This window comes from Streptomyces sp. NPDC088817, from assembly GCF_044750345.1.
In the GTDB taxonomy this organism is placed as follows: Bacteria; Actinomycetota; Actinomycetes; order Streptomycetales; family Streptomycetaceae; genus Streptomyces.
The window spans coordinates 146547-162278 of the sequence record NZ_JBIVJN010000013.1; the positions used below are offsets into that span (position 1 = coordinate 146547).

Annotated in this window: 11 protein-coding genes; 6 read left to right on the forward strand and 5 right to left on the reverse strand. The window is 70.4% G+C overall.

Going from position 1 to position 15732, the window contains the following annotated elements; translation table 11 throughout:
- The first annotated feature begins 299 nt into the window (after nt 1-299).
- From ACIP4X_RS23865 to ACIP4X_RS23880, 4 genes are all read left to right on the forward strand, one after another.
- A complete protein-coding gene (locus ACIP4X_RS23865; protein WP_358735646.1) occupies nt 300-3563 on the forward strand; it encodes a nitrate- and nitrite sensing domain-containing protein in 3264 nt (1087 codons plus the stop codon).
- A 10-nt stretch (nt 3564-3573) separates the two neighbouring features.
- Nucleotides 3574-3987, forward strand: a complete 414-nt coding sequence (locus ACIP4X_RS23870) for a roadblock/LC7 domain-containing protein (protein ID WP_358735648.1) — start codon at nt 3574-3576, stop codon at nt 3985-3987.
- A gap of 96 nt (nt 3988-4083) precedes the next feature.
- Entirely contained in the window at nt 4084-4656 is a 573-nt protein-coding gene (locus ACIP4X_RS23875; RefSeq protein WP_358735650.1) for a DUF742 domain-containing protein, read from the forward strand.
- Complete coding sequence (locus ACIP4X_RS23880; protein WP_358735652.1) at nt 4637-5218, forward strand: ATP/GTP-binding protein; 582 nt, start codon at nt 4637-4639, stop codon at nt 5216-5218. Before ACIP4X_RS23875 ends, ACIP4X_RS23880 begins: the two co-directional genes overlap by 20 nt.
- Before the next feature lie 163 nt (nt 5219-5381).
- Here the strand turns inward: ACIP4X_RS23880 and ACIP4X_RS23885 are convergent, their stop codons facing one another.
- The 3 genes from ACIP4X_RS23885 to ACIP4X_RS23895 form a co-directional block, all read right to left on the reverse strand.
- Complete coding sequence (locus ACIP4X_RS23885) at nt 5382-5579, reverse strand: acyl-CoA carboxylase epsilon subunit (protein WP_358735654.1); 198 nt, start codon at nt 5577-5579, stop codon at nt 5382-5384.
- A 57-nt stretch (nt 5580-5636) separates the two neighbouring features.
- A complete protein-coding gene (locus tag ACIP4X_RS23890; RefSeq protein WP_358735656.1) occupies nt 5637-7220 on the reverse strand; it encodes an acyl-CoA carboxylase subunit beta in 1584 nt (527 codons plus the stop codon).
- Between the two features lie 274 nt (nt 7221-7494).
- Nucleotides 7495-8019, reverse strand: a complete 525-nt coding sequence (locus ACIP4X_RS23895; RefSeq protein WP_358735658.1) for a hypothetical protein — start codon at nt 8017-8019, stop codon at nt 7495-7497.
- A gap of 263 nt (nt 8020-8282) precedes the next feature.
- Between ACIP4X_RS23895 and ACIP4X_RS23900 the strand changes: the two genes are divergently transcribed.
- Nucleotides 8283-8894 (forward strand): YceI family protein, encoded by a 612-nt coding sequence (locus ACIP4X_RS23900; protein WP_358735660.1) that lies wholly within the window; start codon nt 8283-8285, stop codon nt 8892-8894.
- A 6-nt stretch (nt 8895-8900) separates the two neighbouring features.
- Here the strand turns inward: ACIP4X_RS23900 and ACIP4X_RS23905 are convergent, their stop codons facing one another.
- A complete protein-coding gene (locus ACIP4X_RS23905; protein WP_401350556.1) occupies nt 8901-10238 on the reverse strand; it encodes a hypothetical protein in 1338 nt (445 codons plus the stop codon).
- Nucleotides 10239-10473: 235 nt separating this feature from the next.
- A complete protein-coding gene (locus ACIP4X_RS23910) occupies nt 10474-13491 on the reverse strand; it encodes a glycoside hydrolase family 3 N-terminal domain-containing protein (protein ID WP_391458265.1) in 3018 nt (1005 codons plus the stop codon).
- 258 nt (nt 13492-13749) lie between these two features.
- Between ACIP4X_RS23910 and ACIP4X_RS23915 the strand changes: the two genes are divergently transcribed.
- Nucleotides 13750-15630 (forward strand): ricin-type beta-trefoil lectin domain protein, encoded by a 1881-nt coding sequence (locus ACIP4X_RS23915; RefSeq protein ID WP_401350464.1) that lies wholly within the window; start codon nt 13750-13752, stop codon nt 15628-15630.
- Nucleotides 15631-15732: the final 102 nt, after the last annotated feature.

Here is a 15732-nt window from a genome sequence, read left to right on the forward strand (position 1 = left end):
ACGTTTCGGCAGAGGAATCGCGTGGTATGGCCACGCGTCGCGCACATGCGATGCCGCTACGCGCACAATCCCCCGGACTTTTGCCGGGGCTGGTTGTTTATGACCGTTTTATGTGGGACGTGTGTCACGCGGAACCACCCGTTTCCGCTGTTTGGAAGTGCGCATGTCGGCGTGCTGGAATGCCTGAACTACCCCATGGCCAAAGACGTACTCACCGGTAGTGGTCCGTCGATGGCGGACAAGGTTCTGAGACACTGCGGCACGACGTAGGTGCCGACCGCCGAGAGGTTGTTGGTCGAGTGAGGCGAAGCAAGAACGGCCCCGAGCCGTCGGCCCGGGGCAATTTCACCCCGCCGCCGCGTGCTGCGGCGCCCGCGCACGTGCCCGGTTCACAACCGACGGCCGCGACCACCGCGAGCGGTGGCCGCTTCTCCCCGCGCAACTGGCGGGTGCCGACCCGGCTGAACGCGATCCTGCTCCTGCCCGTACTGGTCGGCCTCGTCATGGGCGGCTTCCAGGTCAACAGCTCCATCAACACCTGGCAGGACGCCCAGGACGCCGAACACACCGCCCGTCTGGTGCAGGCCTCGCTGGCCTACGCCGACGCCCTCTACCACGAGCGCGACGTCAGCGCGGCCCCCCTGCTCCAGGGCAAGGGCCAGGACGACCCGGACGTCACCGAGGCCCGCCGGCAGACCGACAAGGCGGCCGACGTCTTCGACCAGGCCGCGCAGTCCATGCCGCACAAGGCCGGTCTGGAGCGCCGGCTCAAGCTGTTCCGCGACACCGAGCCCGAGCTGCAGAAGCTGCGGGCCGCGGCGTTCACCTCCAAGCTGCCCGGCGCGCAGACCGAGGAGGGCTACGTCAAGGTCGCCCACCCGCTGATGGAGTTCGCCAACGAACTCGGCCTGGGCACCGGCAACATCACCTCCTACGGCCGTACCGTCTACGCCATCTCGCTGACCAAGGCCGCGCTGTCCCTGGAGCGCTCGATCGGCCTGCACCTGCTGATCAAGCCCGGCCCGGACGCCACCGACCTGGCGGGCCAGCGCGTCGCCCTGTCGTCCTACGCCTACCTGGAGGGCATCGCCGTCGAGGAGTACATCGGCGGCGGCACCCAGGAGGACGCGGACAAGCTGGACGCGCTGAAGAAGGAGATCCAGGAGAAGGCCGCGGCCCTGGCCGAGCAGGCCAAGGCCAAGGACCCGAACTACGTGGCCCCGCCGCAGGATCCGACCCAGATGGTCACCGCGCTGGCCACGCTGAGCGGCACGGACCCGGCGGCGCGCGCGGCGCTGGCACAGCGGGGCATCACGCCCGAGAACTGGTGGGCCGTCAACACCCTCAAGTTCGACGCCTACCGCCAGATCGAGTCGGACATGGCCGACACCGCGGTGAACGAGGCGGCCACGATCGCCGACAACGCCAAGAAGTCGACGTTCATCACCGGTGCGATCGTCGTTGTCGCCCTGCTGGCCGCGTTCATCCTGGCCGCCCTGGTGGCCCGCCAGATGAGCCGCTCCATGCGCCGGCTGCGCAACGCCGCCTTCGGCATCGCCGAGCAGCGCCTGCCGATGCTGGTCGACCAGCTCTCGCGCACCGACCCCGGCCGTGTCGACACCCGGGTCACTCCGATCCCGATCACCTCGACCGACGAGATCGGCGAAGTCGCCCGCGCCTTCGACCAGGTGCACCGCGAGGCCGTCCGGCTCGCCTCCGAACAGGCCCTGCTGCGGGGCAACATCAACGCGATCTTCACCAACCTCTCGCGCCGCAACCAGTCGCTGATCGAGGGTCAGCTGACCCTGATCACCGACCTGGAGAACCACGAGGCCGACCCGGACCAGCTGGAGAACCTCTTCCGCCTGGACCACCTCGCGACCCGTATGCGCCGCAACGGCGAGAACCTCCTGGTCCTCGCCGGCGAGGAGCCCGGCCGCCGCTGGGACCAGCCGGTCCCGCTGGTCGACGTGCTGCGCGCCGCCTCCTCCGAGGTGGAGCAGTACGAGCGCGTCGAGCTGTCCGGCGTGCCCGAGGCCGAGATCCACGGCCGCGCGGTGACCGACCTCGTGCACCTGCTGGCCGAGCTGCTGGAGAACGCCACCACGTTCTCCTCGCCGCAGACCAAGGTCCGGGTCACCGCGACCCGGCTGCCCGACGGCCGGATCATGATCGAGATCCACGACAAGGGCATCGGCCTGACCGCCGAGGACTTCGCGGACATCAACCACAAGCTGGCCAATCCGCCGACGGTGGACGCGGCGATCTCCCAGCGCATGGGCCTGTTCGTGGTCGGCCGACTCGCCGACCGGCACGGCGTCCGCGTGCAGCTGCGCCCCTCCGGCGAGCAGGCCGGCACCACCTCGCTGGTCATGCTGCCGGACGCCATCACCCACGGGGGTGGCGGCGAGCAGGCGCTGGACCGCGACGACTTCACCGTCTCGCAGATCATCCCGGAGCAGGGGTTCCAGGGCGAGGACTTCGGCGCGTCCCAGCCGATGCGCACCGCCGCGGAGCTCGGCTTCGACGACAGCCGGTACGCCGAGGCCTCCGACGACTCCCGGGAGCTGGACCCCGTCGGCCGCTCCCTCAAGCGCGAGGAGCGCCGCGCCGCCCTGGAGGCCCAGACGCACGACGGGCCGGCGGGCCCGGAGACGCCGGAGCCGGCCGGGTACCCCGACGAGCACACAGGTCAGCAGCCGCTGTACGACAGCGGACAGGCTCCCTTCCCGGAGCAGGGCGGGTACGACCAGCAGACGTCGTACCAGGAACCGCAGCACACGGCGTACGACCAGCAGCGCGCGGCCTACGGCGAGCAGGGCGTACCGGCGTACGACGAGGGGTACTTCGCGCCCGACGCCGGCATGCCGCAGGGCGATGCCTACTCGTCCAACGGCGGCTACCCCGACCCCGGCTATGCGGAAGCCGGGCAGCAGGAGCACACGTCCGCGCACGCCGCGGCGCCGGAGACGTACGCCGGCTTCCAGGAGCAGTCCTACCAGGACGGCTGGCCGCAGCAGGACGGGTACCAGAACGGCCACCCGGACGAGTACGCTCCGGAAGCGGAATCCGCGCAGGCCGCTGACGCGGGCGAGGCGGACCGCGTAGGCTTCGACCGTCCGGGACCGGCCCCTTCCGCCGCCCACGACCTGACCGACGCCGGGCTGCCGCGCCGCGGAACCGTCGCGAACGGTTCGAACGGCGCGGGGCCCGTGAACCAGGAAGCTCCGAACGGTACTCCGGCGGGCAACGGTGACGGCTGGCATTCAGCGAACGACAAACGCTGGCAGCAGGCCTCGCAGGTTCGCAAGCCCAAGGCAGGCGGGGTGACCTCCTCCGGACTGCCACGGCGCGTGCCCAAGGCCAACCTGGTCGAGGGCACCGCGGAATCAACCCCGCAGGGAGGCCCACAGGTCTCCCGCGCCCCCGAGGACATCCGGGGCAGGCTGAGCAACCTGCGCCAGGGCGTCCAACGAGGACGCAGTGCAGGAATTGACAAGAACGGTCAGGCCACAAGAAATGAACACAGTGGTCCTGACAGCACCTACAACCAGGAGCGTTAGTGTGAGCCCGATGAGCCAGGCGGCACAGAACCTGAACTGGTTGATCACCAACTTCGTGGACAACACCCCTGGGGTGTCCCACACCGTGGTGGTCTCCGCCGACGGACTCCTTCTGGCGATGTCCGAAGGGTTCCCCCGCGACCGCGCCGACCAGCTCGCGGCTGTCGCCTCCGGTCTGACCTCGCTGACCGCCGGTGCCTCGCGCATCTTCGAGGGCGGCAGCGTGAACCAGACGGTTGTGGAGATGGAGCGGGGATTCATGTTCATCATGTCCATCTCCGACGGTTCTTCGCTCGCGGTTCTCGCGCACCCGGATGCGGACATCGGTCTCATCGGGTACGAGATGGCCCTTCTGGTGGACCGCGCGGGCACGGTCCTGACGCCGGACCTCCGGGCGGAACTCCAGGGGAGCCTTCTCAACTAACAGACAGACGGTGCTTTTTGGCGTCCCGGGGCCGTAAGGTTTCGGGACGCGGCTCCCACCCCGTGGGGGCCCGGCACAGTCGGAGGAGGAGAGAACGTGGCAACACTCCCAGGCGGTTCGTCTTCGGGCAACTGGTCGTACGGCCCCGCACAGGGCGCGGGCGACGGTTCGGCGAACCGGTACGGTTTTCCCTCCACCCCCCACCACCGGCAGCCATACACGCCGCAGGGTCCCGGTCCGTCTCCGTACGACCAGCCGCCCGCGCCGCGTATCCAGCCGGTGCAGCCGCAGCCACGCACCCCTGAACCGGCGCCCGCGGGGGCGTCGAACAACCCCCTGGTGCGCCCGTACGCCATGACGGGCGGCCGCACCAGGCCGCGGTACCAGCTCGCCATAGAGGCGCTGGTGCACACCACCGCGCAGCCGCACCAGATGCAGGGCCAGTTGCCCGAACATCAGCGGATCTGCCATTTGTGCCGCGAGATCAAATCGGTGGCCGAGGTCTCGGCCCTGCTTTCGATCCCTCTCGGCGTGGCCAGGATCCTCGTCGCCGACTTGGCGGAGGCGGGCCTGGTCGCCATCCATCAGCCCGGCGGCGACGAGAACGCCGGTGGCCAGCCAGACGTGACACTGCTCGAAAGGGTGCTCAGTGGACTTCGCAAGCTCTAGCGGCGGTCCTTCCCGCTCCACCACCTCCGCGAAGATCGTGGTGGCGGGCGGCTTCGGCGTGGGCAAAACCACGTTCGTCGGCGCCGTCTCGGAGATCAACCCGCTGCGCACGGAGGCCGTCATGACGTCCGCTTCGGCGGGCATCGACGACCTCACCCACACCGGGGACAAGACCACCACCACGGTGGCCATGGACTTCGGCCGCATCACGCTCGACCAGGACCTGATCCTCTACCTGTTCGGCACCCCCGGCCAGGACCGCTTCTGGTTCATGTGGGACGACCTCGTCCGCGGCGCCATCGGCGCCGTCGTCCTCGTCGACACCCGCAGGCTCGCCGACTGCTTCCCCGCCGTCGACTACTTCGAGAACAGCGGACTGCCCTTCGTCATCGCCCTCAACGGCTTCGACGGCCAGCAGCCCTACAACCCCGACGAAGTCCGCGAAGCCCTCCAGATCGGCCCCGACGCACCGATCATCATCACCGACGCACGCCACCGCGCCGACGCCAAATCCACCCTCATCACCCTGGTGGAACACGCCCTCATGGCCCGGCTGCGGTAGCACTCGGCGACACTCGGGACGAACGAGCAGGCGGCCCTCCCGCAAGGGAAGGGCCGCCTGCTTTTGTGCCCGGCGGGCGCGAGGACGACGGAAACGGAAGAGGGCCCCTCCAGGTGGAGGGGCCCTCTTTCGTCATGCGCGGCCGGCTGGGCCGGCGGCCGGTCTAGCCGTGCCAGCTGTGCGGGGCGCGGAAGCCGTTCTCGCGCTCCAGGCGGCGCCAGCCGGCCTTGGGGCGACCGCGGTGGGCCGGGGTCGTGTCGGCGGGGCGGGCCGCGGCCCGGGCCAGGAGGAGGGCCGTGATGGCGGCCACTTCCTCGGGCTCGGCATGGCCCTTCTCGACGCGGATGTCAACGTTGTCCATGGGTGTCAGTCTCCGTGGCTGAGGGGTCCGCGGGATGGCCGCGGCACGTCCGCTGGGTTACTGCGGGGGGTTGCCGTGCTTGCGGGAGGGCAGGTCGGCGTGCTTGGAGTGCAGCATCGCCAGGGACTTGGCCAGGACCTCGCGGGTTTCCGCCGGGTCGATGACGTCGTCGACCAGGCCGCGCTCGGCCGCGTAGTAGGGGTGCATCAGCTCGGCCTTGTACTCCTTGACCATCTTCTGCCGCATGGCCTCGGGGTCCTCGGCCCCGGCGATCTGACGGCGGAAGATGACGTTGGCCGCGCCCTCGGCGCCCATCACGGCGATCTCGTTCGTCGGCCAGGCGTAGGTGAGGTCGGCGCCGATCGACTGGCTGTCCATGACGATGTAGGCACCTCCGTACGCCTTGCGCAGGATCAGGGAGATCCTCGGCACGGTGGCGTTGCAGTAGGCGTAGAGGAGCTTGGCGCCGTGCCGGATGATTCCACCGTGCTCCTGGTCGACGCCGGGCAGGAAGCCGGGTACGTCCAGAAGAGTGACGATCGGGATGTTGAAGGCGTCGCACATCTGCACGAAGCGGGCGGCCTTCTCGCTGGCCTCGATGTCCAGGACACCGGCCAGGACCTGCGGCTGGTTGGCGATGATGCCGACGACCTGGCCGTCGAGGCGGGCCATCGCGCAGATGATGTTGCGCGCCCAGCGCTCGTGGACCTCCAGGTACTCGCCGTCGTCGACGATCTCCTCGATGACCTTGGTCATGTCGTACGGCCGGTTGCCGTCGGCCGGGACCAGGTCGAGCAGGACGTCGGAGCGGCGGTCGACCGAGTCGGTCGACTCCACCCGCGGCGGGTTCTCCCGGTTGTTCTGCGGGAGCAGGGACAGGAGGTAGCGCACCTCGGCGATGCACGTCTCCTCGTCGTCGTAGGCGAAGTGGCACACACCGGAGGTCTCGGCGTGCACGTCCGCGCCGCCGAGGCCGTTCTGGGTGATCTCCTCGCCGGTGACCGCCTTGACGACGTCCGGGCCGGTGATGAACATCTGCGAGGTCTCGCGGACCATGAACACGAAGTCCGTGAGCGCCGGGCTGTAGGCGGCGCCGCCGGCGCACGGGCCCAGCATCACGCTGATCTGCGGGATGACCCCGGAGGCCTTGGTGTTGCGCTGGAAGATGCCGCCGTAGCCGGCGAGGGCGGAGACGCCCTCCTGGATCCGGGCGCCGGCGCCGTCGTTGAGGGAGACCAGCGGGGCACCGGCCGCGATGGCCATGTCCATGATCTTGTGGATCTTCGTGGCGTGGGCCTCGCCCAGCGCGCCGCCGAAGATGCGGAAGTCATGGGCGTAGACGAAGACCGTCCGGCCCTCCACCGTGCCCCAGCCGGTGATGACACCGTCGGTGTACGGCTTCTTGGCCTCCAGGCCGAATCCGCTCGCCCGGTGCCGGCGCAGCTGCTCGACCTCCTGGAAGGAGCCCGGGTCCAGGAGCAGTTCGATCCGCTCCCGCGCGGTCAGCTTGCCCTTGGCGTGCTGTGCCGCGGTCGCCTTCTCGCTGGGGCCCGCCACCGCCTGCGCACGGATCCCGTGCAGTTCGGCGACCCGGCCGCGCGCGTCCGCCGGCTCACCCGTCGTCTCTTCCAAAACGGTCATGTAGCGACCTTACGAAGGACACCTGGGAAAGCGGGCCGTTGACTCCGTACAGTCTCCGACCCGTTTTCCTGGTGCCACTGAACAGAACCTTGGCGGCTTGCAGCCCTTCCAACTGCTCAGAGGGCTTCCGCGTTGTGGAGTTGCCACAAAGTCAGGGCGTGCGAGCCTGCTCACATTCGGATGGGGCACATGCCCTCACTGGAGTGACGCGCAGACCCGGACGGCGGCGGCCCACGCAGAGCCTAGCCGCCGTCCGGGGCACGGCGGCGCCGGGTCAGCAGCCGCCGCAGTTGTAGTACAGGACGTCCCAGTGGTTGCCCTCGTCGGCGTAGATGTTGCCGGAGCCCGACTGGTACTGGGGGGCGCCGTCGCCGCGCAGGCCGATGTAGGCGAAGTAGTTCTTGATGTAGTTGGTCACGCAGGTGTTCTTGCCGTAGTCGAGCTTGTAGCCGTTCCAGTGGGAGTAGGTGCCGGAGGCATGGCCGGTCTCGGTGCCGCCGGTGATGTTGAGCGCGCAGCCACTGGCCTTCTTGAGGGTCTGCGCCCCCTTCGCGGTGTCCAGGTTGAGCTGGTCGAAGGACGTGCAGGTGGAGACGTTGCGGTCGGAGCAGTTGCCGGAGGAGGACCAGGTGATGCCCACGTCGCGGAACATCTGGGTCGCGGTGGCGTGGCTGATCTTGGTGGCGGCGGAGGCCTCGGTGGCCGTGCCGATGACCGCGACACCGGGGGCGACGACGAGGGCGAGGGCGGTGACCGCCGCGCGGGCCTTGGTGAGCTTGCTGACCTTCGTGGTCTTCATAGGGGGAACCTTCCTGCTGTCGGCCGTGCGTCCTGTGGGGCGGCTGTGCAGGTGGTGCAGGGAGATAGTGCCCGAGGTCTACGCGCGTCCGCCAGAGGGCGTGAGCGATTACTGTGCGCCATTCCGTGAACACGTACCGGATGATGTTGAAAGTCGAACGGAATAGGTCTACGGTCGTAACCGTTCACCTCGTTGAATCTTCAACTTACTCGGCGCTCTCCTCCCTCCGCGCCGAGCGACCCACCGTCCTCAAGGAGCACCTCATGGGCATCTTCGGCCGCAAGAACGACGCCGCCGCCACCACCGCCGCCGCCCCCGCCGCCGTGAACCCGGACCTGGCCGCGCTCACCGGCGAGTACACGATCGACCCGTCGCACACCACGCTCGGCTTCGTCGCGCGGCACGCCATGGTCACGAACGTCAAGGGCAAGTTCAACGACTTCACCGGCGCGCTGCACCTGGACGGCACCGACCCGGCCGGCTCGACCGCCTCCATCGACGTCACGATGGACAGCATCGACACGGGCTCCGCGGACCGCGACGGCCACCTGAAGAGCGCGGACTTCTTCAAGACCGAGGAGTTCCCGCAGATGACCTTCCGCTCCACCAAGGCGGAGGCCCTGGGCGGCGACGACTACCGCATCACCGGTGACCTGACCATCCTCGGTGTCACCAAGCCGCTCACCATCGACCTCGAGTTCAACGGCGCCGCGAAGGACCCGTTCGGCAACGAGCGCGTCGGTTTCGAGGGCAAGGCCGAGATCCTGCGCTCGGAGTGGGGCCTGACCTGGAACGCGGCCCTGGAGACCGGCGGTGTCCTGGTGTCCGACAAGATCAAGCTGAGCTTCGACATCTCGGCCGTCAAGAACGCCTGAGCCCGCTCAGAACCCGCCCCCGAAGTCGCCGCCTCCCCCACCGAAGTCGCCTCCGCCGCCGAAGTCGCCTCCCCCGCCGTCGCCGAAGCCGCCGCTGAAGTCACCGGGGTCGAAGTCCGCGCCCGACAGGTCGCCGCCCTGGTAACCGCCGTACGCGCCGAAGTCGCCGTAGCCGGTGCCGTAGTCGGCCGCGTACGACGGGGTGGCCATCACGCTGCCGAGCAGCGTGCCGACCAGGAGGCCGGGCAGGAGGCCGCCGCCGAAGTAGCCGCCCGCCCAGGGGCCGTACGCGGGACCGGCGTCCCAGTAGGGACGGCGGCCCCGGTCGGTGTCGACCTCGCGCACACGCGGGTCGCGCCCGTCGGCCAGGCGCGCCTGGTCGGCCGCGCACACCGGGACCTCACGGGGTGACCCGCCCGGCGGCGTCCAGGCGGCGTCGGTGACCGACGGGCCGTGGCGCGGGTCGAAGAAGCAGGGCGGACGGCGCTCGGGCAGCGGACGGCCCTCGCGGCGCGCGGCGAGCTGGGCGAGCGAGAACCGCCCGTCCTCCAGGGCCTGGGTCACCGCACGCACGTCCTCGGGCCTGCGGGCGGCGGCCATGTTCTGCTTGGCCTGTTCGTAGGCGTCCAGCGCGCGCTCGTAGTCGGCGCGCATGGCGTCGTCCGCGCCGGTCTCCGCCGGATGGAAGTCGAGGCGGTCCAGTTCCTCGCCGAAGGCGGTGATGTCCTCGTCGACGACGACCCGCAGCTTCTCCAGCGCGGCCCGCTGCTCCGCCTCCCGACGGCTCCTGCCGCGCCTGGCCAGGGCGTACGCTCCCACGCCGCCCGCCACCAGGACCGCTGCGGCGGTGATCAGCGCCGTGTTCGGGACCGTGCCGCGGTGCCCGGTGTCACCCCAGGTGGAGGGCGCCGAGCCGCGCATGCCGGTCAGGGCCCGGTCGGTGAAGTCGGTGAGCTGGGTCCTGGCGCTCTCGCCCTGGACGCTGGTGACCAGGTTGCCCACGGCGGTGCGCGGCAGCACCGAGGAGTCCGCGCGGGCGTCGAACCTGTCCCCGAGGCGGACGGCGTAGGCACCGGTGACGCCGGTGGCCGTGCGCAGCTCGGTGAACAGGTTCCGTGTCGGGTAGTCCGCCGGCAGTACGGCGATGAACAGGGGCTTCCCGGCGTCCTTGATCCGCCGGGTGAGCGCGGCGGCGTCGGCGCGCGAGAGCTGTGCGGACGCGGCCGGATCGACATAGACCGGACTCCTGCGAAGCGCCCGGGCGATCGTGGAGACACTGGTCACCGCCGCGACCCGCGGCACGCCGCCCGCGTCGGGCCGGACGTTCACGACCGGGGCCGCCATGGGCCCGGCGGCAGCGGGCGGCACCGTCCTCGCACCCGTGGTGACCTCTGCCACGGCGGAGGTCGGGGCCGCGACCACGACGGCGGCCCCGAGGGCGAGGAGGGGGCGGAGAAGGGCTCGGGTCGGGGCGACGGCCTTCATGCTTCGAAGTTACCGGAATAAGGACAAACCGGTCTCTCTGGGAAGAGGAAGAGGGCGTCCCGCGCACCCGCGCGAGACGCCCCCTGTTTTCGGCTCACGCTGCCGAGTAGGCCTTCGTGAGCTGATCCACCGCCGCTCCGTACCGTCCCGTCAGCAGCAGGTGATCCGCGTCGGCGAAGGGCTTCGCCACCGCCGCGCTCATCCGCCCGTCCGCCTTCTGCTGGACGATCAACCGGGCCTTGGTGACCAGCTCGCGGCCCACCGTGTCGGCGCCGACCCGTTCGGCCGCCCGCGCCGCCAGGCCCAGCGCCTTGAGCGTCGCCGTGCCGCCCGCCGGGACACCGCCGAGCGTGGTCAGGCCCCAGCCGTACGGGAACTGCGGGTCGTACGCCGTGTCGCCCACGTTGATCGGGAGCTGCTCCTGCGACTTCGGCCAGGTCACCGGGAGCTGCCCGGTGAAGGGCCGGGTGCCGTAGAGCACGTCGGCCACGCCGTCGCCCTCGGTTCCCGGCAGCCAGGAGGCGACGAGGGCGTCGATCTTCCCGAGCCGGTCGCCGATGAGCTGCGGGCGCCCGGAGACGACCAGCACCACGCACTTCATGGCCGCGCACACCTTGTCCACGGCGGCCCGGTCGGCGGCCGGGAGCTGGAGGTCGTGGCCGTTGCCGACGTCGCCCACGCCCTCGGCGTACGGGGTCTCGCCGACGACGACCACCCCGACGTCGTGACCGGACGTGGGCGCCGAGGCGTCCTTGGAGTAGGTGACGTTCCCGCCCGCCCTGCGCACGGCCTGGAGGATCGTCGTGCCCTGGGTGTGGGTGCCGGACTCGCCCTGCCAGGTGATGGTCCAGCCGCCGGTCTGGTTGCCGAGGTCGTCGGCGTTGGACCCGGCCACGTAGACCTTGGCCTTCTTCTTCAGCGGCAGCAGGCCGCCCTTGTTCTTCAGCAGCACCTGGGACTCGGCGGCGGCCTGCCGGGCGACGGCGCGGTGGTCGGCGGAGCCGATTCGGGAGGCGCCGGAGGTGTCGGCCCAGGGGTGCTCGAACAGCCCCAGTTCGAACTTCTTGGTGAGGATCCGGGAGACCGCGTCGTCGATCCGCTCGACGCTGATCCGGCCCGCCTTCACCTCGGCGATCAGGTTCGCCCGGAAGTCCTGGTACGCGTACGGCACCATGATCATGTCCAGGCCGGCGTTGACCGACGTGCGGACCTGCGCGGCGGCGTTGCCGGGGAGCTGGTCGATGGCGGCCCAGTCGCTGATGACGAAGCCGTCGAAGCCCATGCGGTCCTTGAGCACGCCGTTGATCATGTCGCCGCGGGCGTGCATCTTCACCGGGCCCTGACCGTCGCCGACGATGTCCAGCGAGGAGTACGAGGGCATGACCGAGCCGATGCCCCGGGCCACGGCCGTCCGGTACGGCGCCAGGTGGATGTCCTCCAGCTGCTGCCGGGTGACCCTGGTGACGCCCTGGTCGATCGGGTAGCTGCCGGTGGTGGAGGAGCCGTACAGGGTGCCGCCGTCGCCGACGAAGTGCTTGGCGGTGGCCAGCACCTTGTCGCCGCGGCTCAGGTCACGCCCGTCCGCGCGTCCCTGAAGGCCCTGGATGACGGTCTCCATGGAGTCCACCAGGGCCGGGTCCTCGCCGAAGGACTCGTAGGAGCGGCCCCAGCGTTCGTCGCGGGTGACGCACAGGCAGGGCGCGAAGTCCCACTGGATGCCGGTGGCGCGGACCTCGCTCGCCGTCACCGCGCCGGTCTTCTCGGCCAGCCGCGGGTCGCGGGCGGCGCCGATGCCGATGTTGTGCGGCATGACCGTGGCACCGGCCAGGTTGTTGTGGCCGTGCACCGCGTCCACGCCGTAGATCAGCGGGATCTGGAAGCGGGTGGCCCGGGTGCGCAGCTGGAAGTCGTCGATCATCTTCGCCCAGGCCTGCGGCGTGTTGGGCGTCGGGGTCGAGCCGCCGCCGGACAGCAGGGAGCCGAGGTCGTAGGCGGCGATGTCGCCCGGCGCGGTCATCGCCCCGCGCTCGGCCTGGGTCATCTGCCCGGCCTTCTCCTCCAGGGACATCCTGGCGACCAGGTCCGCGACCCGCTTGCGCACCGGCAGCTTGCTGTCGAGGTACGGCAGCCCGTGCGCGTCGACGACGATCTGCGGGGCCTCGGCGGGGGCCTTGGCGCCGGTGACGGTGAGCTGGAGCGGGATCGTCCCGGCGGCCTTCGCGGCCTTGGCCTTGACGGTGGTGACCTTGAGGGTGCGGGAGGTGCCGGAGGCGGTGCCCGCGGGGAAGGTGAGGGTGCCGGAGACCGGGGTGTAGTCCTTGCCGGACTCGGCGGTGCCGGTGCCGGTGCGGTAGGCGACCGTCACCGGCTCGTCGAGCGGGGCGGCGCCGGTGGTGGCGACGGTGACCTTCACGGCCGCCGTGCCGCCCGCGGTGACCGGGTAGACCGGCGCGTCGGTGGTGACGGAGGCGCGCGCCGACTGGTCGGCCCTGCCGTACAACTGCACGTCGTCCATGGCGAACCGGCCCTTGACGCCGGTCGGCAGGGTGACGGCGTAGCCCCACATCCCGGTGAGGCCGAGGACGTGGTCGATCCCGCCGACCGGCTGGTAGTCCGTGCGATAGGTGAAGTCGCCGAAGGGCAGCTCGATCTGCTTCCAGCCGGTGAAGTCGTCGGTGAAGGATGTCGTCCACAGCTCGGACGCCTCGCCGTGCGCACCGCCGTCCTTGATCTCGAAGGCGATCTTCCTGCCGTTGTTCTGGCCCTCCCACCAGAACCGGATGCCCTGGTGGGCGGACCAGTCGTGGGCCGGCAGGGCGGCCGCGAAGTCGTGGGTGAAGCCGCCGTAGCCGCTGATGTCGTACGTGCCGGAGAGGACCTTGGCGCCCTCGGGCGCGTCGGCGCGGTCGGCGAACCGCAACGTGGGCGGATCGTCGCTGTCGCCGCCCCAGGTGAAGATGCCCTCGGCGGGCTGGGCGGCGAAGGGCACCTCGCCCTCGAAGCGGTCGACGGACACGGGGGCGGGCCCCGGGTCGCCGGCCGCGTGTGCCGACGTCAGCGGGATCAGCGCGGCGAGCAGGCCGGCGGAGACGAGCAGGGCGGTTCTTCGCATGGACGGACCTTCCCTCGGCTCTGGGACTTCCCCAGGCTCATGATTCACTCACGACTTAGATCACGGCTTGAGTGAACTAGCGTCCGGCCACTGCCGTCAAGACTTCACGCCGGACTGAGGGGATTGCCAACTCACGGCCGGATCAAGGAGGTTGTCGCTTCGGCTCCTGAACGCGCACCCTCTTGACTCGGCCCCGAAGCCGTCATTTACTCACCGCTCGCACGCCCCATCCCCCACCTCACGAAGGGCGGCACCCCGATGCATCCCTTTCTCGACAGACGCGGCCGCGGGCTGCGGCTGCTGCTCGCCGGACTGCTGTCCACGGCGGGCCTGACGGCCCTGGGCGCCCCGGCCGCGCACGCGGCGGGTGAGCCCGTCACCGCCTGGCTCACCACGACCGACGACTCCGGCGGGCGGCACGTGGTACGCGGCCTCGAACCGCAGACGCCGTTCGCCTTCCAGTCCGGCACCGGAGGCGGCGGTGAGAACATCACCGTCGACGAGAACACCCGCTACCAGACCTTCACCGGCGGCGGCGCCTCCTTCACCGACACCGCCGCCTGGCTGATGAACAGCAGCGGCGCGCTGTCGCAGTCGACCCGGGACGCGACCATGCGGAAGCTGTTCTCCCCCACCGACGGGATCGGACTCTCCTTCCTGCGCAACCCGATGGGCGCCTCCGACCTGGCCCGCAACGGCTACACCTACGACGACGTGCCGGCCGGGCAGAGCGACCCGTCGCTCGCGAAGTTCTCCATCGCCCACGATCTGGCCGACGTGGTGCCGCTGACCCGGCAGGCGCTCCAGCTCAACCCGGCGCTCACGGTGATGGCCTCGCCCTGGACCGCGCCCGCCTGGATGAAGGACAGCGGGCAGCTCAACGGCGGCTGGCTGAAGGCGGAGGACTACGGGGCGTACGCCACGTACTTCGTGAAGTACCTCCAGGCCTACCGGGACCAGGGCGTCCCGGTGTCCTACGTGACCGCGCAGAACGAGCCCACCTGCTGCTCCGGCTACCCCTCGATGAGCTGGAACGCCAGCGGGCTCGCCTACTTCACCAAGAGCGAGCTGCTGCCCAAGCTCCAGGCCGCGGGCCTGTCCACCAAGGTGCTGGCGCACGACTGGAACTGGGACACCTACGACTCCTACGCCGCCCAGACGGTGGACGACGCGGCCGTCCGCGCGCATCCGAACTTCGGCGGCATCGCCTGGCACGGCTACGGCGGTGACGTCGCCCAGCAGACCACCGTGCACAACCGCTATCCGCAGCTGGACGCCTTCGCCACCGAGCACTCGGGCGGCACCTGGATCGGGCACCAGCAACGCGAGGACATGCTCAACATCGTGGACTACACCCGGAACTGGGCGAAGTCGGTGACCAAGTGGTCGCTGGCGGTGGACCAGAGCATGGGTCCGCACAACGGCGGTTGCGGCACCTGCACCGGGCTGATCACCGTGCACAACGGCGATGGCCGGTCGGGGCAGGTCGACTACACGGTCGAGTACTACGACATGGGGCACCTGACGAAGTTCGTACGGCCGGGTGCGCAGCGGATCGCGTCCACCGCCTCCTCGGCGGTGCCGAACGTGGCCTGGCGCAACCCGGACGGCGGCAAGGCCCTGATCGCCTACAACGACTCCACCACCGCGAAGACCGTCACGGTCAACTGGGGCTCGCAGCACGCCACCTACTCGCTGCCGGGCCGGACCTCGGCGACCTTCACCTGGTCCGGGACGCAGTCGGGCGGCGGGAGCAAATCGGGCGCGTTCGTCGGGCTCGCGGGCAAGTGCCTGGACGTGGCGGGCGGTTCGTCGGCGAACGGCACGGCGGTCCAGCTCTACGACTGCAACTCCAGCGCGGCCCAGCAGTGGACGGTCCAGCCGGACGGGTCGGTGCGGGCGCTGGGCAAGTGCCTGGACGTGACGTCGGCGTCGACCGCCAACGGGGCGAAGGTGCAGCTCTACGACTGCAACGGCAGCGGGGCCCAGCAGTGGTCGTACAACGCCTCGACCGGTGACGTGGTGAACCTCGCCGCCGACAAGTGCCTGGACGTGACCGACAACTCCTCGGCCAACGGCGCCCGTGCGCAGATCTGGTCGTGCACCGGCGCGGCCAACCAGAAGTGGCGGTTGCAGTAGCGCCGGCCGGCCGGCCGGATTCCCCTCCGGCCGGCCGGACACCGGCCGCGCGGCAGGACACCGGTCGCGGCACCGGGCCGGCGGCTCCTCGCGGACGTATGG